This window comes from Rhodoferax sp. LB1P47, from assembly GCF_056521445.1.
Window position 1 is genome coordinate 191123 of the sequence record NZ_JBWMAU010000003.1, and the last position, 18474, is coordinate 209596.

At 62.2% G+C, this 18474-nt stretch carries 19 protein-coding genes; 10 read left to right on the plus strand and 9 right to left on the minus strand.

What is annotated here, in order from left to right; translation table 11 throughout:
• Positions 1-198 precede the first annotated feature (198 nt).
• Positions 199-867 (plus strand): glutathione S-transferase, encoded by a 669-nt coding sequence (locus tag AC0969_RS06375; protein WP_479623297.1) that lies wholly within the window; start codon positions 199-201, stop codon positions 865-867.
• Here AC0969_RS06375 and AC0969_RS06380 read toward each other — a convergent pair whose 3' ends face one another.
• The 8 genes from AC0969_RS06380 to AC0969_RS06415 form a co-directional block, all read right to left on the minus strand.
• On the minus strand, positions 868-1830 hold the full coding sequence (locus AC0969_RS06380) for a Gfo/Idh/MocA family oxidoreductase (protein WP_479623298.1): 963 nt from the start codon (positions 1828-1830) through the stop codon (positions 868-870).
• Positions 1831-2685, minus strand: coding sequence for a class III extradiol dioxygenase subunit beta (locus AC0969_RS06385; protein WP_479623299.1), 855 nt, complete (start codon positions 2683-2685; stop codon positions 1831-1833).
• Between the two features lies 1 nt (position 2686).
• On the minus strand, positions 2687-3127 hold the full coding sequence (ligA, locus tag AC0969_RS06390) for a protocatechuate 4,5-dioxygenase subunit alpha (protein ID WP_479623300.1): 441 nt from the start codon (positions 3125-3127) through the stop codon (positions 2687-2689).
• A 2-nt stretch (positions 3128-3129) separates the two neighbouring features.
• The gene (locus AC0969_RS06395) at positions 3130-4035 is read right to left on the minus strand and encodes an amidohydrolase family protein (protein WP_479623301.1); all 906 of its coding nucleotides are present in this window, start codon (positions 4033-4035) and stop codon (positions 3130-3132) included.
• Between the two features lie 47 nt (positions 4036-4082).
• On the minus strand, positions 4083-5075 hold the full coding sequence (locus tag AC0969_RS06400; RefSeq protein WP_479623302.1) for a Bug family tripartite tricarboxylate transporter substrate binding protein: 993 nt from the start codon (positions 5073-5075) through the stop codon (positions 4083-4085).
• 89 nt (positions 5076-5164) lie between these two features.
• Positions 5165-5848: a 4-carboxy-4-hydroxy-2-oxoadipate aldolase/oxaloacetate decarboxylase gene (ligK, locus tag AC0969_RS06405; protein ID WP_479623358.1), complete on the minus strand. Its 684-nt coding sequence runs from the start codon at positions 5846-5848 to the stop codon at positions 5165-5167.
• Between the two features lie 23 nt (positions 5849-5871).
• Positions 5872-6900, minus strand: a complete 1029-nt coding sequence (locus AC0969_RS06410) for an amidohydrolase family protein (protein ID WP_479623359.1) — start codon at positions 6898-6900, stop codon at positions 5872-5874.
• A gap of 56 nt (positions 6901-6956) precedes the next feature.
• Positions 6957-7646 carry a substrate-binding domain-containing protein gene (locus tag AC0969_RS06415; protein WP_479623303.1) on the minus strand — a complete coding sequence of 230 codons (690 nt, stop codon included), beginning with the start codon at positions 7644-7646 and terminating at the stop codon, positions 6957-6959.
• Between the two features lie 247 nt (positions 7647-7893).
• On the opposite strand from AC0969_RS06415, the gene AC0969_RS06420 reads away from it, so the two are divergent.
• The 3 genes from AC0969_RS06420 (at position 7894) to AC0969_RS06430 (ending at position 10915) form a co-directional block, all read left to right on the plus strand.
• Positions 7894-8799 (plus strand): LysR substrate-binding domain-containing protein, encoded by a 906-nt coding sequence (locus tag AC0969_RS06420; protein ID WP_479623304.1) that lies wholly within the window; start codon positions 7894-7896, stop codon positions 8797-8799.
• A gap of 67 nt (positions 8800-8866) precedes the next feature.
• Positions 8867-9634, plus strand: coding sequence for a hypothetical protein (locus AC0969_RS06425; RefSeq protein WP_479623305.1), 768 nt, complete (start codon positions 8867-8869; stop codon positions 9632-9634).
• A gap of 228 nt (positions 9635-9862) precedes the next feature.
• A complete protein-coding gene (locus AC0969_RS06430) occupies positions 9863-10915 on the plus strand; it encodes a DUF3616 domain-containing protein (protein WP_479623306.1) in 1053 nt (350 codons plus the stop codon).
• On the opposite strand, the gene AC0969_RS06435 is transcribed toward AC0969_RS06430, so the two are convergent.
• Positions 10899-11693, minus strand: coding sequence for an IclR family transcriptional regulator (locus AC0969_RS06435; RefSeq protein WP_479623307.1), 795 nt, complete (start codon positions 11691-11693; stop codon positions 10899-10901). The two genes, AC0969_RS06430 and AC0969_RS06435, sit on opposite strands and share 17 nt — an antisense overlap.
• A gap of 116 nt (positions 11694-11809) precedes the next feature.
• Between AC0969_RS06435 and AC0969_RS06440 the strand changes: the two genes are divergently transcribed.
• The 6 genes from AC0969_RS06440 to AC0969_RS06465 all read left to right on the plus strand — a co-directional run bounded on the left by AC0969_RS06440 (position 11810) and on the right by AC0969_RS06465 (position 18464).
• Positions 11810-13333: a sugar ABC transporter ATP-binding protein gene (locus AC0969_RS06440; RefSeq protein WP_479623308.1), complete on the plus strand. Its 1524-nt coding sequence runs from the start codon at positions 11810-11812 to the stop codon at positions 13331-13333.
• A gap of 5 nt (positions 13334-13338) precedes the next feature.
• Positions 13339-14340 (plus strand): ABC transporter permease, encoded by a 1002-nt coding sequence (locus AC0969_RS06445; protein ID WP_479623309.1) that lies wholly within the window; start codon positions 13339-13341, stop codon positions 14338-14340.
• A 58-nt stretch (positions 14341-14398) separates the two neighbouring features.
• Positions 14399-15343 carry a substrate-binding domain-containing protein gene (locus AC0969_RS06450; RefSeq protein WP_479623360.1) on the plus strand — a complete coding sequence of 315 codons (945 nt, stop codon included), beginning with the start codon at positions 14399-14401 and terminating at the stop codon, positions 15341-15343.
• Between the two features lie 195 nt (positions 15344-15538).
• A complete protein-coding gene (locus AC0969_RS06455) occupies positions 15539-16816 on the plus strand; it encodes an L-fuconate dehydratase (protein ID WP_479623310.1) in 1278 nt (425 codons plus the stop codon).
• Positions 16816-17679 carry an amidohydrolase family protein gene (locus tag AC0969_RS06460; protein WP_479623311.1) on the plus strand — a complete coding sequence of 288 codons (864 nt, stop codon included), beginning with the start codon at positions 16816-16818 and terminating at the stop codon, positions 17677-17679. The genes AC0969_RS06455 and AC0969_RS06460 overlap by 1 nt, the downstream gene beginning before the upstream one ends.
• A gap of 8 nt (positions 17680-17687) precedes the next feature.
• Positions 17688-18464, plus strand: coding sequence for an L-fucose dehydrogenase (locus AC0969_RS06465; protein ID WP_479623312.1), 777 nt, complete (start codon positions 17688-17690; stop codon positions 18462-18464).
• Positions 18465-18474: the final 10 nt, after the last annotated feature.

Here is an 18474-nt window from a genome sequence, read left to right on the forward strand (position 1 = left end):
GTTGTTATGTGGGGGTTGGGTATAAAGTTTCGAAACGCATCATAAAACCAGCACCTGCGCCCCAAGTGACAGCGTGCCAACGAATTGCAAAAGCTGTGTAAAGACAAAGTCCACACACCGCACTTAAGCATGTTTTATGCCGCTAGCGCTTATTCTGCTTGCGCAAGCAGCTATTTTTTTGAGAGTAAACAATACACCATGATCACTGTCCACCACCTGAACAATTCCCGCTCGCAGCGCGTGCTGTGGCTGCTGGAGGAACTGGCCGTGCCCTACCAGATCACCCGCTACCAGCGCGACGCAAAAACCATGCTGGCCCCACCCAGCCTGCGCGCCGTGCACCCGCTGGGTAAGTCGCCGGTGGTGACCGATGGCGACCAGGTGCTGGCCGAGTCGGGGGCGATTGTGGAGACGCTGATCGAGCACTACGGCCAAGGCCGCCTGGCCCCGGCCCTGGGCACGCCCGAGCGGCTGCAGTATCACTACTGGCTGCACTACGCCGAGGGCTCGGCCATGCCGCCGCTGTTGCTGAAGCTGGTGTTTGACAAGATCGAACGCACGCCCATGCCCTTCTTTGTGAAACCCATCGCCAAAGCCATCAGCGCCAAGGTAAAAGCCAGTTTCATCCTGCCGCAAATCACCACCCACCTGGACTTCATGGAGGCCGAGTTGGGTAAAAGCCTGTGGTTTGCGGGCGAAGAATTCAGCGGGGCCGACATCCAGATGAGCTTCCCCCTGGAGGCCGCTGCCGCCCGGGGCGGACTGGATGCATCACGCCCCAATCTGATGGCCTACCTGGCGCGCATCCACGCCCGACCGGCCTACCAGCGGGCGCTGGCGCAGGGCGGGCCATACACCTTGGGCTAATCAGCCCGCCGCGTTCAGCTGCTGCTCTAGCTGGTGCAGCACGCGGTAGCACGGCAGCACCTTGGCGACGCTGCTGTTGGGCTCGCGGCCCTCGCGGATGGCGGCAAAGAATTCGCGGTCTTGCAGCTCGATGCCGTTCATCGACACCGCCACCTGGCTCACATCGATTTTCTCGTCCTTGCCCGTAAACAGGTCGTCGTAGCGGGCCAGGTAGGTGGCTGTGTCGCCGATGTAGCGGAAGTAGGTACCCAGCGGGCCGTCGTTGTTGAAGCTCAACGACAAGGTGCAGATAGCGCCATTAGCGGCCTTGAGCTGGATGCTCATGTCCATCGCAATGCCCAGCGCCGGATGGATCGGGCCCTGGATGGCGTTGGCCTGCACGATGGGGCTGCCCGCCTGGTAGGCAAACAAGTCCACCGTGTGGGCTGCGTGGTGCCACAGCAGGTGGTCGGTCCAGCTGCGGGCTTGGCCCAGCGCGTTGGTGTTGGTGCGGCGGAAGAAGTAGGTCTGCACATCCATTTGCTGGATGTTGAACGCACCAGACTGGATCTGCTGGTGCACGTACTGGTGGCTGGGGTTGAAGCGGCGGGTGTGGCCCACCATGGCCACCAGGCCCGAGGTAGCCGCAAAAGCGGCCACCTCTTCGGCACCGGCCAGGCTGTCAGCCAGCGGAATCTCCACCTGCACATGCTTGCCTGCACGCAGGCACTGCAAGGTTTGCTCGGCGTGGATTTGCGTAGGGGTGCACAGAATCACCGCGTCCACTTCGGGCAAGGCCAGGCTTTCGGCCAGGTCGTTGGTGATGTGCTTGATGCCGTATTTATCGGCCACTTCACGGGTTTTTTCCATGTCGCGGCCAATGACGGATACGGCTTCCACGCCGTCGATCAGGGCGATCGCATCCAGGTGTTTGGTGCCGAAAGCGCCTGCGCCCGCCAGGGCGACTTTGATGGTTTTAGCCATTTAGTTGTTCTCCATAATCAAATGGCCGACGGCCGTGTTGGATGCGGGTACATGGTAGAAGCGGTGCTTAAGCGTGGGGGCCGGGCCTCCGGCCACATCGGCCATCGCACCGCGTGCGATCAGCCACATCACCAGCTCAATGCCTTCGGAACCGGCTTCGCGCACGTAGTCGATGTGCGACACGCTGGCCAGGCCATCGGGGTCGGCGATCAGGCGGTCCAGGAAGGCGTTGTCCCACTCTTTGTTGATCAGCCCGGCACGCGCGCCTTGCAACTGGTGGCTCATGCCGCCGGTGCCCCAGATTTGCACGTTCAGGGGCTGGTCAAACGACTCAATGGCTTTGCGGATGGCCTTGCCCAGCTCGAAGCAGCGGCGACCCGACGGCACGGGGTACTGCACCACGTTGACGGCAAACGGGATCACCGGGCAGGGCCAGGCGTCCGGTTGGCCGCACATCAGGCTCAGGGGCACGGTCAGGCCGTGGTCCACGTCCATCTTGTTGACGATGGTCAGGTCAAAGTCTTGCTGGATCACCGACTGGGCGATGTGCGCGGCCAGCTCGGGGTGGCCCATCACTTTGGGCACCGGGCGCGGGCCCCAGCCTTCGTCGGCGGGCTGGTATTCGGCTGCGGTGCCGATGGCGAAGGTCGGGATCATGTCCAGGCTGAACGCGGTGGCGTGGTCGTTGAAGACCAGGAAGATCACGTCGGGCTTGTTGTCCTTCATCCACTGCTTGGAATAGTCGTAACCGGCAAACAGGGGCTGCCAGTACGGCTCGGTGGTCTTGCCCAGGTCGATGGCCGCGCCGATGGCGGGGACGTGGGAGGTGTAAACGCTGGCGGTGATTTTGGCCATATCAGTTCGTTGCTTTCTTGCCAGAGCCTTGGGGTTGGCGGTGGGGTTGGGCATCACCCTGCTCGCCTAAAACACGGTTGCCTTCGACCGAACGGCCACCGGACACCATCATGTTGCGGTATTCCTCTTCGGTCATGCCGGTCATGCTGCCCGCCATTTGCTGGAAGCTCATGCCGTGCGTCGCACCGATCTTGGCCAAAAAGTAGATGTTGCCGCCCTGGGCGATGCAGCGGTTCAGGTCCATGTCGAGCACAGCCAGCCTCTGGCCTTCGGTCATGGGCCAGGTGTCGAGGTAGGCGCGCTGGTCGGCCTTGAAGGCTTCGCGGTTCTCGGCCTTCATCAGCGACATGCAAAACTGGTTCAGGTGGTAGCCGGTGCGGCTTTGCTCGGCATCAAAAATGGTGGTGCCGGGCACATCCAAATAAGGTTTCTCTAAAGACACGTTCAGCTCCAGTAAAGGCGGTTGGGGTTATCGACCAGCAGTTTTTGCTGCAATTCGGCGGTGGGCGCGATGTGGGGGATGAAGTCCACCAGCAGGCCGTCGTCGGGCATGTGGTCTTTCAGGTTGGGGTGCGGCCAGTCGGTGCCCCAGAGCACGCGGTCGGGGAACTGTTCGACGATGCGTTTGGCAAACGGGATCACGTCCAGGTAGGCATTTTGCTCGCCGTTCAAAGCCTTGGGGCCGGTCACGCTCAGGCGCTCGGGGCAGGTGACTTTGCTCCACACATTGCTGTGCTCGCGCATGAATTTTTCAAACAACGCGAACTGCGGGCCATCGACCGGCAGCGACACGTCGGGGCGGCCCATGTGGTCTACCACCACGGTGGTGGGCAGCGCGGTGAAGAAGTCCCACAGCTCGGGCAAATCCACCGCTTCAAAGTAGATCACCACATGCCAGCCCCAGGCATGGATGCGGGTGGCGATTTCCAGCAGCTCGTCTTTGGGGGTGAAGTCCACCAGCCGCTTGACGAAGTTGAAGCGCACGCCGCGCACACCGGCGTCGTGCATGGCCTGGATCTCGGCATCGCTGATGCTGCGCTTGATGGTGGCCACGCCGCGCGCCAAACCGTTGGAGGCTTTCAGCGCATCGACCATCGCACTGTTGTCCGAGCCGTGGCAGGTGGCCTGCACCACCACGTTCTTGGCAAATCCCAGGTGGTCGCGCAGGGCAAACAGCTGGGCTTTGGAGGCATCGCAGGGGGTGTACTTGCGCTCGGGGGCAAACGGGAACTCCGCACCGGGGCCGAATACGTGGCAATGCGCGTCCACAGCGCCCGCCGGCAGCTGGAAGCGGGGCTTGGCCGGGCCGGTGTACCAGTCCATCCAGCCCGGGGTTTTGGTGAAGTCCATGAAAGCTCCTAAGTTAAAAGTACACCCGCACCGCGCGGGTCAGGACATCAGTCCAGGCTGATGTTTGCCTTCTTGATGATCTCGGCGTAGCGCTTGGTCTCGGCCTGGATGTAGGTCGCCAGCTGCTCGCGGGTCTGTACAAAGGGTTCGTAGCCAAACGACAGGTATTTCTCTTTCACGTCCGGCTCGGCAAGGGCTTTTTCGATATCGCGCTTAATCTTTTCGGCCACGGCGGGCGGCAGGCCCTTGGGCACGCCAATCGCGTTCCAGCCGCTGACTTCAAAGTTGGCCGGGCCACCGGCTTCGGTAACTGTGGGCACATCGGGGTTGCCCGCCAGGCGCTTGGGCGCGGCCACGGCCAGGTAGCGGAGTTTGCCCGCGCGCTGCAAGGGGCCTGCGGTGGCGCTGGTGCCCAGGGCGTACGACAGCTCGCCGGTGGCCACGGCGGTGTAGAGCTGCGTGGTTTCTTTGTAAATCACGTTCTGCATCTGGGTACCGGCCACGGTGTCGAACAGCTCGCCGCCCAGGTGCACCGGTGTGCCGATGGCCCAGGAGCCGTAGTTCAGCTTGCCGGGGTGGGCCTTGGCATCGGCAATCAGGTCGCCGATCTTCTTGTACGGGCTGTCTTGGGCCACGGTGAAGTAGAAGTAGGTTTTGAATAGCGGCAGCAGCGTGTCAAAGTCTTTGTCTGCGTCATAGGGCAGCTTTTTGAACAGGCTTTGGTAGGCAGTGATGTGCACAAAGTCGAGCTGGATCAGGTCGTGCCCGTCCTTGGCACCGCGCTTGAACGCGTCGATGGCGATGAAGCCATTGCCGCCGGGGCGGTTTTCCACTACCACCGGCTGGCCCCAGGTGCGGGACAGCTTATCGGCGATCAAACGGGCCACGCCGTCCGGGCCACCACCCACCGGGAACGGCGTGATGATGCGCACCGGCTTGGTGGGAAAGTTGACCGCCTGGGCGCTGGCCAAGCCGGGCAAAGCAGCCGCAATAGCCGCCAAGCCGAGGGTGATGCCGAAGCGGCGTAGGGTGATCTTCATGGTGTTGTCTCCTGGTGTTTAACTTACTATCAAAATAATAGCTACTTGCGCATATAGCACCTGCGCTTGGTGCCAATTTCTCTTAAAAATCAGTCGATATATTTCAAACCCGCTTTTTCCAGCGGTTCACGCATCTTGTACATGTCCAAGCCCAGCACGCCCGCTGCCAGCTTGGCGCGCTTTTCGCCTTCAAAGCTTTCGCGGTGTTCGGCCGTTTCGGCCACTTGCATGGCGATGGCGGCGGGCACTACGACGATGCCATCTACATCGGCGATCACCACGTCACCGGGGTTGACGATGGCACCGGCGCAGACGATCTGCACGTTGACCGAACCCAGCGTGGCCTTGATCGTGCCCTTGGCGTGGATGGCTTTGCTGAACACCGGGAAACCCATTTTTTGCAGCTCGTCCACATCGCGCACGCCGCCGTCGATGACCAGGCCCTTGGCACCGCGTGCCTGGAAGCTGGTGGCCAGCAGGTCGCCGAAGAAGCCGTCTTCGTTGTCGGTGGTGCAGGCCGCCACGGCCACGTCGCCGGGCTGCAATTGCTCGGCGGCCACGTGCATCATCCAGTTGTCGCCGGGTTGCAGCAGCACGGTGACTGCCGTTCCGCAGATGCGCGCGCCCTGGTAGACCGGGCGCATGTAGGGCTTCATCAGGCCGACACGGCCCATCGCCTCGTGGATGGTGGCCACGCCCAGTTTGGACAGGCGCTCTACAGCGGCCGGGTCGGCGCGGGTGATGTTGCGTTTAACGATGCCTAGGTTGTTCATGCTCATAGGGGTCTCCTGGACGGTTAACGATTTTGGGCCTTAAGGGCGGCATCCAGGCGGGGGAAAACGCGGCGGGCGTTACCTTCATAAATCTGGGCGCGGTCGGCGTCGCTCAAAATTTTGCTGGCTTCGATATAGCGCTTGGTGTCGTCGTAGTAGTTGCCGGTTTCGGGGTCGATGCCGCGCACCGCGCCGATCATCTCGCTGGCAAACAGCACGTTTTTCACCGGGATCACGGTGTTCAGCAGGTCAATGCCGGGCTGGTGGTACACGCAGGTGTCGAAGTAGATGTTGTTCAGCAAATGCTCGCTCAGCAGCGGCTTCTTCAGCTCTTGCGCCAGACCCCGAAAGCGCCCCCAGTGGTAGGGCACTGCGCCGCCGCCGTGCGGAATCAGAAAGCGCAGGGTGGGGAATTCTTTAAACAAATCGCTGGTCAGGCACTGCATGAAGGCCGTGGTGTCGGCGTTCAAATAATGCGCACCGGTGGTGTGGAAGCAGGCGTTGCAGCTGGTGCTCACGTGGATCATGGCGGGGATGTCGTACTCCACCATCTTCTCGTAAATGGGATACCACGCCTTGTCGCTCAAGGGCGGCGATGTCCAGTGGCCGCCGCTCGGATCGGGGTTCAGGTTGATGCCGACATTGCCGTATTCCTTGACGCACTTTTCCAGCTCGGGGATGCAGGTAGCGGGGTCCACGCCGGGGCTTTGCGGCAGCATGGCTGCGCCGATGAAATGCTGCGGAAACAACTGCGCCACGCGGTAGCACAGCTCGTTGCAGATGGCCGCCCAGGTGCTGGACACATTGAAGTCGCCGATGTGGTGGGCCATGAAGCTGGCGCGTGGACTGAAGATGGTCAGGTCGCTGCCGCGCTCTTTCATCAGGCGCAACTGGTTGGACTCTATGGTTTCGATCAGCTCGTCGTCGCTGATGTGCAGGTCGGACACTTTGGGCATCAGGGCCGGGTCCTGGATACCTTTAATTTGCTGGTTGCGCCAGTTTTCCAGCGACTTAGGGGCCGTGGTGTAGTGGCCGTGGCAGTCGATGATCAGGGGTTGTGTCATGGCGAATGTCTCCTTGGGTTCAAATTTAATCTGCGGGCAAGTTCTTAAAAAGGGTCCATACCCTGAGCGCGCTTCATGCTGGCCGTGTCGGGCGATGCCATGTAGTCCAGCAGGGCGCGTACGGCCTCCGGCTGTTGGCTGTTGGCCAATACGGCAGCCGAAAAGATGGTGGTGACCTGGATGGCCGGTGGCAGCGGCCCCAGCACGGTAATGCCGTCCAGCGGCAGCAGTTCGCTGAGTTGCTGAAAACCCAGTTCCACCTCGCCCCGCGCCACCAGCGCGCCCACCGGCACACCGGGTGGAGCCTGGACAATGCGGCTCTGTATCTCTGCGGCAATGCCCCAGCGCTCAAACAGCTTGGCCAGCGCCACGCCGCTGGGGCCGGTGGAATAGCTGATACTGCGGGCGGCCAGCACGGCAGCGCGCACCGCCTCTTCACTGGAAATATCGGGCTGCGCCGCACCGGCACGTACCGCCACGGCCACGCCCGAGCGCACCAGATCCACCCTGGAGCCCGCCCGCACATGGCCTGCGGCAACCAGCTTGTCGATGGCGTCCGATGCCAGCACCACCAGGTCAAACGCCTCACCGGCCTGCACGCGGCGGGCGGCATCCACCCCGCCGACAGACACCATATCCACCTGCACGCCCGTGCGCTGCTGGTAGTCCGCCAGCAACTCCGCCAGCAACAGGCGCGTAGCCATCGAAGAAATTCCGGTCATAGGTGTTGTCATGGCAGCGATTGTGGCCACGGCCATGCCCACAACCAAGGCCGCACGCCTACTATCAGTTATAGCAATTCGGCATAATGCGGGCACTGATATATTTAATATAGGGTAACTACTTAGCCGCCAGTTTCAGCCATAACGTGGCCTTTCCAGAGGTACCCTGGAACCGGCTTTGCCGGGCCAGTGGTATCGCCCCCAGCAAGGGGGGTGGCGAAAGATGCGAAGCACTGTAGCCTGGGGGTGAGCCAAAAATATGGATCTCAAACAAATCGAATATTTCGTACGGGTGGCCGAGCTGGGCAGCTTTACCCGTGCCGCAGTGGCGCTAGACATGGCCCAGCCCGCCCTAAGCCGCCAGGTGCGCCTGCTGGAGGTGGAGCTGCGCCAAAACCTGCTGGTGCGTAATGGCCGGGGCGCGACCCCTACCGAGGCGGGCAAGCTGCTGCTAGAGCATGGCCGGGGCATCCTGCACCAGGTCGAACGCGCCATTGAGGAGCTAGGCCGGGTGCGCGGCGGGCTGGCCGGCCGGGTGGCGATTGGCCTGCCCAGCAGCCTGGCGCGCGTGCTTACCGTGCCGCTGACCCGCGCCTTTCGCCAGCAGATGCCGGATGCGGCGCTGTCCATCCGCGAGGGCCTGTCGGTAGATTTGCAGCAGTCGCTGGTGTCTGGACGGCTCGATATTGCGGTGCTCTACAACGTCCAGAGCAGCGCCGACACCGACATCAGCCCGCTGATGGAAGAAGAGCTGCTGCTAGTGCAGGCCCGCCCACCCGGCCTGCCCGAAGACCCGCCGCCCGCCCCGATAGCGCTCAAGGCCGTGGCCCTGCTGCCGCTGATCATCCCCAGCCGCCCCAACGCCATCCGCATGCACGTGGAGGCCGAGATGGCCAACATCGGCTGCCGCCCGCTGGTGGCGCTGGAGATCGACGGCGTGGCCGCCATCCTGGACCTGGTGGCCGACGGCGCAGGATGCGCCCTGCTATCGCGCCACGCCGTGGCCAGCTCGATACGGCCGTCGGCCTTCACCACCCGCGCCATCCACCAACCCGCCCTACGCACCAAGGTGGCCCTGGCCACCAGCTCGCTGCGCCCCACCACCCTGACCCAGCAGGCCACGCTGGCGCTGATCCGCAGCACGGTAGCGAAGGTGTCGGGCTGAGGCGGGCTGCCCGCCGCATAATCCCGCCCGGTCTTCTCCACGTTCACCCCTCCGCCGTACCTACCCCATGTTTGTAAAGCGCTTCTCCGCCCGGTTAGCAATTCTGTGGTGCCTGGCCCTGGGCTGCGCTGTCACCAGCGCGGGGGCGGCCAGTTTTGCCGAAATCCAACGCATCAAAAACCAGGTGGCCATTCCCCACTGGAAAGAAGCCGCCACCCACACCCAGGCGGCATGGGCACAAGAGAGCAATCCGGCCACCCTGGCCATCTGGGGCGCGCTAGACCAGCAAACCGATCCGCTGATTGGCAAGGCCCCACTGGAAGAAGTCACCTCGGCACGCGATGCCCCGCAGCGCCTGGCCCACGCCAGTTGGCTGCGCTGGCGCATCCTGTCGGGCAACGCCGATGCCCGTTACTCCTTTGTCTACGCCCAGCACCTGAGCCAAATGCGCGACAAAGAAGGCGACTTTGGACAAGAGGCCGTCACCTTCTACTTCCACGCCAAGCTGGCGCTGGTACTGGACGGCAACCGCTGCACCGACCGCCGCAAAGCCGAGCACCTGATGGAGTGGTATCCGGCACAACAATCCCTCCAGCCCTTGCTCGCCAAAATCGCCAAAATGGGGATGCAAGACAAATCCATCTCTATCATGGAGGCCGTGTCGCTGGAAGAAATGCTGGGCGAGCGCCCGGCGATGGGCTGGCTCTGCCCCCGCCGCGAGAGCGAGGCACCGTCTACCACCCCGCCACCGCGCTACCTGTCCGACGATGCCTGGCGCAAGTACCGCACCAACCTGCTGGAGCAGCTCACCCGCAACGCCATGAAGGATTTATAACTACTCACCCCCAGGCTACAGCGCAAGCGCTTTTCGCCAACCCCCTTGCAGGGGGCAACACCAGCAGCCTGGCGGAGCCAGTTCTGCGGTGTTTCTGGAAGGCTTCTTCGCAAAGCTGCGTTGGATCTGAGTAGTTACAAGGATTTATAAAAAAATAGGGTCTAGCGCATATAGCACCTACGCAAGCAGCTTCTTTTTTCATAGCAAATCTATTAGGGAGTCCCCCGCATGCAGCCCTCCGCACCACTCTCTGGCATCGCCGCCAGCCTGCTCCTGGGCATGGCAAGTGCGCATGCCCAACCGGCACCGCCCAGCATCCAGCCGCATGGCGGTGTGTGGTCTGTCCAGGCCGGGTTTGGGTTCAACCAAGGCAAAAAACAGGCCACTAAAACCCGCCAATCGGTCAGCGGCATCGCCTGTAGCCTGAACGCACAGCAGCAGCGCGTGTGCCTGCTGGCGTTTGACGAAGGTGTGCACGCCCGCTGGGCCACGCTGCAAGACAACACCCTGGTAGCCGAACCCGCCCCCCTGCTGCTGCGCGACAACACCGGCGAGCTGGATGCCGAGGGGGCGGCCACCGATGGCCGCTACTTCTATGTGACCGGCTCGCACTCGGCCAAGCGCAAAAGCGGTGAAAGCAACCCGCACAGCCGCCACGTCATCCGCTTCCAGCGCGACCCGGCCACGGGCCGCGCACTGCCTGATGCGAATGGGGCCCTGGTGGGCTATGCCGATACTGGCAGGCTATGGACGGTGATGCAGGCCCAGCCCGCGCTGCAAGCCTTTGCCCAAGAAAATGCCCGCTTGGGCGAGGATGCCGGGGTCAACATCGAAGGCGTGGCGGTGCGCGACGGACGTTTGTACTTTGGTCTGCGCAGCATGGGTGCCGTACTGGCGGTGGATGCCGCCGCCCTGTTCACCCCCGCTGGCGCGGTGCAGGCCACGGTGACACCGCTGCACCTGGGTGCCGGGCGCGGCATCCGCGACATGGAGGCGGTGGCCAACGGCTTTTTGCTGCTGGCCGGGCCCAACGATGTGCAAGCCCAGCAAAACGTGGGCTGGACCATCGCCTGGTGGGACGGCCAAGCCAGCGCCACCCCGGTCACCCCCAAAGTGCTGGCATCGCTAGACCTCCGCCAGGTCAAGCTCGGCGATTGCGACAAAGAAACCAAGCCCGAAGCCATCACCATGCTGAAAGAAACCCCCACCAGCTTCGAGGTGCTGGTGCTGTCCGACGGCATGTGCGATGGCGGGCCGCTGGCGTTTACGGTGCCGAAGTAAGCAGCGACAAAGCCTGCGCGGCCTGCTGCAAATGGGCACGGGCATCCATCTCGGTCGGCCCTGCATGCAGGTCGATGCGGCGGATGTAGGGACAGGTCAGCACCGCCAGGGCGCTGCCGTCCACACCCAGAATCGGGTACGAAATATCCACCACGCCAAACGACTGCAAGCTGCTGCCCTGCCAGTAACCCTGCTGGCGCACGGTGGCCACCACGGCGGCCAGCGCGGCGCTGTCCATCGGCACTTCGCCGTCCAGCGCGGTGTGCTCGGCCCGCATGCGCTGGGCCTGCTCAGCACCGCTGAAGGCCAGCAGCACATGGCCTGACGCCGAATCCACCAGCCCCACCCGCGCCCCCAGCCGGGTGGACATGCCCCAGGCACTGGGGCCGTTGACCTGCGCAGTAATCAGCACACTGCCCCGGTCGTACACGCCCATGTGGCACGACTGCTCGGCCCGCTGGGCAAACACATCCATCACCGGCAGCGCTTGGGCCACCAGCCGGTTCAACGGCGGGTGCATGTGGGCCAGCGCAAACAGTTTCAGGCTCAGCGCGTAGCGGTCGCCCGACACCGAGCGCACCACGTACTGGCGCACCACCAGCCGCTCCAGCATGCGGTAGATCTCGCTGGCGCCCCGGTCCATCGCCTTGACGATTTCGGCCCGGGTCAGGCCCTGCGGTTGGCTGGCCAGCAGCTCCAGAATGTCTAGCCCTTTATCGAGAGCGGGGGCGCGGTAGCGGTCGTCGGGTGCCACGGTGGCGGGTTCTTCTTTTTTCATACCAGCATTTTATTTTTCAAGGGAAAGTACCAACGCATGGATGTGTCTCCAGCCCTAACATTACCAGCAATGTTCATATTTGAATAGTTTGTTCGCATATAAATACACACCACCGCATGGCCGCCCTCATCTCCATCACCCACCTGAGCAAGTCGTTCCCCGGCGTAAAGGCGTTGAACCGCTGCCAGTTTGAACTGGCCCCGGGCGAGGTGCATGCGCTGATGGGCGAAAACGGCGCGGGCAAGTCCACGCTGATGAAGGTGTTGGCGGGGGTCTATACCAAAGACACAGGCGAGATCCGCATGAACGGGCAGGCGGTGGAGATCCCCTCGCCCCGCGCCGCGCAGGCCCTGGGCATCGGCATCATCCACCAGGAGCTGAACCTGATGAACCACCTCAGCGCCGCGCAAAACATCTTCATCGGGCGCGAGCCGCTGGGGCGCTTCGGCCTGTTTGTAGACCAGCAGAAGATGGTGGTGGATACCCAGGCCATCTTCGACCGCCTGCACCTGCAACTCGACCCCCGCGTCGAGGTGGGCGAGCTCACCGTGGCCAAGCAGCAGATGGTGGAGATTGCCAAGGCCTTGTCGTTTGACTCCCGCGTGCTGATCATGGACGAGCCCACCGCCGCGCTGAACAACGCCGAGATTGACGATCTGTTTCGCATCATCCGCCAGCTCAAAAGCCAGGGCGTGGGCATCGTCTACATCTCGCACAAGATGGACGAGCTCAAAGTCATTTCAGACCGCGTCACCGTGATGCGCGACGGCGAAACCATTGGCACCGTGCCCACCGCCAGCACCAGCATGGACACCATCATCGCCATGATGGTCGGCCGCGCACTCGAAGCCCACACGCCCGTCCCCTACGCCCACACCGGCGACAGCGACAACAGCGATGGCGTGATGCTGGAAGTGAAAGGCTTGAACCGGGGCCGAAGCATCAAGGACGTGAGTTTCAAGGTGCGCAAGGGCGAGATTCTGGGCTTTGCCGGACTCATGGGCGCGGGCCGTACCGAGGTGGCGCGGGCCATCTTTGGGGCCGATGCGCGCGACGCGGGCGAGATCCGGGTCAAGGGCCAGGTGGTGGATATCCAGGCCCCCAGCGATGCGGTCCGGTGCGGCATCGGCTACCTATCGGAAGACCGCAAACGCTACGGCCTGGCCACCGGTATGGACGTGCAGTCCAACATCCTGCTGGCGAATCTGAAGAGTTTTGTCTCCTGGGGCTTCTGGCTCAAACGCGATGCCATTGAAGCCGTGGCGCACAAATATGTGGGCCAGCTGGGCATCAAAACCCCGTCCATCTTCCAGCGCGCCGGGCTGCTGTCGGGCGGCAACCAGCAAAAAATCGTCATCGCCAAATGGCTGCTGCGCGACTGCGAGGTGCTGTTTTTTGACGAGCCCACACGCGGTATCGACGTGGGCGCCAAGGCCGAAATCTACAAGCTGCTGCACGCCCTGGCCGAGCAGGGCCGCGCCATCGTGATGATCTCCAGCGAGCTGCCCGAGGTGCTGCGCATGAGCCACCGCATCGTGGTGATGTGCGAGGGCCGCATTACCGGCGAGCTGTCGGCGGCCGAGGCCACCCAAGAAAAAATCATGCAACTCGCGACCCAGCGCGAAGTGCTCACCCACTAAAAAAGATGACTATGTCCAACCTGACTCCCGTGCAACGCCTCAAAGCCGCCCTGTTCAGCCAAAGCACCCGGCAAAAGCTGCTGGCCTTCACCAGCCTGGTGGGGTTGATGGTTTTTTTCAGCGCCGCCTCGCCCAACTTTTTGCAAACCGACAACCTGGTCGGCATCCTGCAAGCCACCGCCGTGAACGGTGTGCTGGCGATTGCCTGCACCTTCGTCATCATCACCTCGGGCATTGATTTGTCGGTGGGCACGCTAATGACGTTTTGCGCGGTGATGGCGGGCGTGTTTATGACCTACTGGGGCCTACCGATGTACATGGGCGTTCTGGCGGCAATTGTGTTTGGCGCGCTGGCGGGCTGGGTGTCGGGCTTTTTGATTGCCAAGCTGAAAATCCCGCCCTTCATCGCCACGCTGGGCATGATGATGCTGCTTAAAGGCTTATCGCTGGTGATCTCGGGCACTAAGCCGATTTATTTCAATGACACGCCAGATTTCTCGTATATCTCGCAGGAATCGCTGATCGGCTATTTCTTCCCCAGCCTGCCGATTCCCAATGCAGTATTGATTTTGTTTGTGGTGGCGATTGTGTCCAGCCTGATTTTGAACAAAACCATTTTGGGCAGCTACACCTTTGCCCTGGGCAGCAACGAAGAAGCCGTGCGCCTATCGGGCGTGAATGTAGACCGCTGGAAAATAATTATTTATTCGCTCAACGGTGCCATTTGCGGCATTGCCGGTTTGCTGATCGCCTCGCGCCTCAACTCCGCCCAGCCCGCGCTGGGGCAAGGCTACGAGTTGGATGCGATTGCGGCGGTGGTAATTGGCGGTACCTCACTCAGCGGCGGCGCGGGCACGATATTGGGCACGATTATTGGCGCCTTCATCATGAGCGTATTGACCAACGGGCTGCGCATTATGTCGGTGGCCCAGGAATGGCAAACCGTAATTACCGGTATTATTATTATTTTGGCTGTATATGCCGATATTTTAAGGAGGCGCAAATAACCCACAAGCACACCACACATGCAATTGAGATACCTACAATATTTGGAGACAAAAAATGATTTTTAAAAGAAAACTGATTTGCCTGGCTGTTGGTTTCAGCCTGACTAGCCTGATCACCGGAAAAAGCTTTGCGGCAGACGAAATCTATATTCCGCTGGTGTCCAAGGGCTTCCAGCACCAGTTTTGGCAGGCCGTGAAATCGGGTGCCGACCAGGCCGCCAAGGACTTCAAGGTCAAGGTCACCTTTGAAGGCCCAGAGACCGAAGCCATGGTGGACAAGCAGATCGACATGCTGTCTTCGGCCCTGGCCAAAAAGCCCGCCGCCATCGGCTTTGCCGCGCTGGACAGCAAGGCCGCTATTCCGCTGCTGAAAAAAGCCCAGGCCGCCAAAATTCCGGTGGTGGCGTTTGACTCGGGCGTAGACAGCGACATCCCCGTCACCACCGCCACCACCGACAACAAGGCCGCCGCCTCGCTGGCCGCCGACAAGATGGCCGGGCTGATCGGCAACGCCGGTGAAGTGGCCCTGGTGGTGCACGACCAGACCAGCCGCACCGGCGTAGACCGCCGCGACGGTTTTGTGGACCGCATCAAGGCCAAGTACCCCAACATCAAGATCGTTAGCGTGCAATACGGCGGCGGCGACCAGCTCAAATCCACCGAAATCACCAAGTCCATTCTGCAAGCCAACCCCAACATCAAAGGCATTTTTGGTGCCAATGAGGGCTCGGCCATCGGCGTATTGAACGGTGCCAAGGAAATGAAGCGCAGCATCGTCATCATCGGCTACGACTCGGGCAAGCAGCAAAAAGATGCCGTGCGCAGCGGTGCCATGGCCGGCGCCATCACCCAGAACCCGGTGGGCATTGGCTACAAAACGGTAGAGGCCGCAGTCAAAGCGCTCAAGGGCGAGAAGATGCCCAAGATCCTCGACACCGGCTTCTATTTCTACGACAAAACCAATATGGACGATCCCAAAATCTCTGCGGTGCTGTACGACTAAAACCTGACCGTCTTGGCGTGCGCAAAAGCACGCCAAGCCTCCTCCACCCTCACCCCAACCCTCTCCCCCGCCGGGGAGGGGGAGCAATGCAGCGGCACACACACACCTTCTTTGCCCCGGTTTTGCCCCCTCTCCCGCGCGCGGGAGAGGGTTGGGGTGAGGGCCAACGACCACCCACCCAACACAATTTCCACCATGCCCGTCATCCAATCCCTGCGCGCCATCGACCTGCGCTTCCCCACCTCGCAGCACCTGGACGGCTCGGATGCGATGAACCCCGACCCCGACTATTCGGCCGCCTACGTCATCCTGGAAACCGACCAGCCTGGCTTGAATGGCCACGGACTGACCTTCACCATCGGCCGGGGCAACGACATCTGCTGCGCTGCCATCCATGCCATGCAGCACCTGGTGGTGGGCCTGGACTTGGACTGGATCGCGGCCGATATGGGCCGCTTCTGGCGCCACATCACCTCTGACAGCCAGCTGCGCTGGATCGGCCCCGACAAAGGCGCGATCCACCTGGCCACCGGTGCGGTGGTCAACGCCGTGTGGGACCTGTGGGCCAAATCGGTGGGCAAACCGGTGTGGCAACTGGTGGGCGAAATGGGCCCTGCCGAGCTGGTGCGCTGCATCGACTTTCGCTACATCACCGACTGCATCACCCCCATTGAAGCCCTGGCGCTACTCACCGAGCGCGCTGTGGGCAAGGCCGAGCGCCTGGCCACCTTGCAGCGCGAAGGCTACCCCTGCTACACCACATCGGCCGGTTGGCTGGGCTATGGCGACGAGAAGCTGCGCCGACTCTGCCAAGAGGCGGTGGATGCAGGCTTCAACCACGTCAAGCTCAAGGTAGGCCGCGACAAGGCCGACGACATCCGCCGCCTGCGCATTGCCCGCGAAGTGCTGGGCCCAGACCGGCATTTGATGATCGACGCCAACCAGGTCTGGGACGTGGGCCAGGCGGTGGACTGGCTGCAAGACCTGGCCTTTGCCAAGCCCTGGTTCATCGAAGAGCCCACCAGCCCCGACGACATCGAAGGCCACCGCGTCATCCGCGAAAGCGTGGCCCCCATGCAGGTGGCCACCGGCGAGATGTGCCAAAACCGCATCATGTTCAAGCAGTTCATCATGCGCGGCGCGATTGACGTGGTGCAGATCGACTCCTGCCGCCTGGGCGGTGTGAACGAAATCCTGGCCGTGATGCTGATGGCCGCCAAATACAACTTGCCGGTCTGCCCGCATGCCGGCGGCGTGGGCCTGTGCGAATACGTGCAACACCTGTCGATGATCGACTTTCTCTGCATCGCTGGCACCCGCGAGGGCCGCGTCATCGAATACGTGGACCACCTGCACGAGCACTTCATCGACCCCTGCGTCATCCAGAACGCCGCCTACATGCCGCCCACGGCGGCGGGTTTTTCGATTGAAATGCTGCCCGAAACGCTGGTGCAGTACGCATTCAAAAAGTGATGCTGAAAATCGACAGCCACCAGCACTACTGGCGTTTTGAGCCTGCGGCCTTTCCGTGGATTACCCCCGGCATGGCCGTGCTGGCGCAAGACCGCTGGCCCGGCGATTGCCCCATGCTGGGCATCACCAGCACCATCGCGGTGCAGGCCCGCAGTGAAGCGGCAGAGACGGACTTTCTGCTCGACCTGGCCGCGCACACCCCCAGCATCCTCGGAGTCGTCGGCTGGGCCGATCTGACCAGCCCCGCGTTGGAAGTGCAGCTCGACGGCTGGGCACACAACCCGAAGCTCTGCGGCTTTCGCCACATCCTGCAAGACGCACCCGATGTGGCGCAGGTCGTCAACCACCCGCTGTTTCGGCGCGGCGTGGCCCTGCTGCAAAGCCGCCAACGGGTCTATGACGTGCTGGTCTTCGCCCACCAGATGCCGCTGGTCATCGACTTCTGCACCGCCCACGATGCCCACTGGCTGGTGCTGGACCACCTGGGCAAGCCGCCCCTCCAGCACCCGGAACAGATGCGGCAATGGACCCAGTCGCTGAAGGCCTTGGCCGCCCTGCCCCACGTGGTGTGCAAGCTGTCGGGTCTGGTCACCGAAGCGGCCTGGCCGTTTGCAAATGTTGCCAACCGCCTGCCCACCGCCGTGCAACAGACAGTGTGGGATTGCTTCGACACCGCGCTAGAAGCCTTTGGCCCAGCGCGCCTGCTGTTCGGCTCCGACTGGCCGGTGTGCGAATTGGCCGCACCCTACCCCGCCGTACACCAACTGGCACAGACTTGGGCGGCCAAACGCCTGTCAGATTCCGAACAAACCGCCTTTTGGTCCGGCAACACCATCCGTTGCTACAACCTCCCTACTTCCTGAAAGCCCTTATGGATCTGCATCTCAAAGACAAGGTGGTCATCGTCACCGGTGGCGGCAGCGGCATTGGTGGCGCGATTTCGCTGGCGCTGGCGCAAGAAGGCGCGATTCCCGTCATCCTGGGAAAAAGCGCCTTGGGTGAGGATTTCTCGGCCCAGCTCAGCGCGCTGCAACCGAAGTTCCAGTTCATCCGCCTCGACCTGCAAGACGAAGCCGCATGCGGTGCCGCCGTAGCGCACACCATCTCCCAATTCCAGCGCATCGACGGCCTTGTCAACAACGCGGGCATCAACGACAGCGTGGGCCTAGATGCGGGGCGCGATGCGTTTGTGGCCTCGCTGGACAAAAACCTCGTCCACTATTACGTGATGGCCCACTACTGCGTGCCGCACCTCAAGGCCTCGCGGGGTTCAATAGTCAACATCTCGTCCAAAACGGCGCTTACCGGCCAGGGCGACACCAGCGGCTACACAGCATCCAAGGGCGCGCAACTGTCTTTGACCCGTGAATGGGCGGCCTCGCTGCTAGCGGACGGCGTGCGTGTGAATGCCGTAATTCCCGCCGAGGTGATGACCCCGCTGTACGAGCGCTGGATCAGCAGCTTTGACAACGCCGAAGAAAAGCTGCGCAGCATCACAAGCAAAATACCGCTGGGCCAGCGCATGACAACGTCGGAAGAGATCGCCCGCACCACCGTATTTTTGCTGTCCGATGCCGCCAGCCACACCACCGGGCAGTGGCTGTTTGTAGATGGTGGCTACACGCATTTAGACCGGGCGCTGTCCTGAAGAAAATTTA

Bases quoted from the DNA above. Each gene is read 5' to 3' on its own strand.
- AC0969_RS06375 (WP_479623297.1), top strand. From the start codon at position 199: ATGATCACTGTCCACCACCTGAACAATTCCCGCTCGCAGCGCGTGCTG.
- AC0969_RS06380 (WP_479623298.1), bottom strand. From the start codon at position 1,830: ATGGCTAAAACCATCAAAGTCGCCCTGGCGGGCGCAGGCGCTTTCGGC.
- AC0969_RS06385 (WP_479623299.1), bottom strand. From the start codon at position 2,685: ATGGCCAAAATCACCGCCAGCGTTTACACCTCCCACGTCCCCGCCATC.
- AC0969_RS06395 (WP_479623301.1), bottom strand. From the start codon at position 4,035: ATGGACTTCACCAAAACCCCGGGCTGGATGGACTGGTACACCGGCCCG.
- AC0969_RS06400 (WP_479623302.1), bottom strand. From the start codon at position 5,075: ATGAAGATCACCCTACGCCGCTTCGGCATCACCCTCGGCTTGGCGGCT.
- ligK (WP_479623358.1), bottom strand. From the start codon at position 5,848: ATGAACAACCTAGGCATCGTTAAACGCAACATCACCCGCGCCGACCCG.
- AC0969_RS06415 (WP_479623303.1), bottom strand. From the start codon at position 7,646: ATGACAACACCTATGACCGGAATTTCTTCGATGGCTACGCGCCTGTTG.
- AC0969_RS06420 (WP_479623304.1), top strand. From the start codon at position 7,894: ATGGATCTCAAACAAATCGAATATTTCGTACGGGTGGCCGAGCTGGGC.
- AC0969_RS06425 (WP_479623305.1), top strand. From the start codon at position 8,867: ATGTTTGTAAAGCGCTTCTCCGCCCGGTTAGCAATTCTGTGGTGCCTG.
- AC0969_RS06430 (WP_479623306.1), top strand. From the start codon at position 9,863: ATGCAGCCCTCCGCACCACTCTCTGGCATCGCCGCCAGCCTGCTCCTG.
- AC0969_RS06435 (WP_479623307.1), bottom strand. From the start codon at position 11,693: ATGAAAAAAGAAGAACCCGCCACCGTGGCACCCGACGACCGCTACCGC.
- AC0969_RS06440 (WP_479623308.1), top strand. From the start codon at position 11,810: ATGGCCGCCCTCATCTCCATCACCCACCTGAGCAAGTCGTTCCCCGGC.
- AC0969_RS06445 (WP_479623309.1), top strand. From the start codon at position 13,339: ATGACTATGTCCAACCTGACTCCCGTGCAACGCCTCAAAGCCGCCCTG.
- AC0969_RS06455 (WP_479623310.1), top strand. From the start codon at position 15,539: ATGCCCGTCATCCAATCCCTGCGCGCCATCGACCTGCGCTTCCCCACC.
- AC0969_RS06460 (WP_479623311.1), top strand. From the start codon at position 16,816: ATGCTGAAAATCGACAGCCACCAGCACTACTGGCGTTTTGAGCCTGCG.
- AC0969_RS06465 (WP_479623312.1), top strand. From the start codon at position 17,688: ATGGATCTGCATCTCAAAGACAAGGTGGTCATCGTCACCGGTGGCGGC.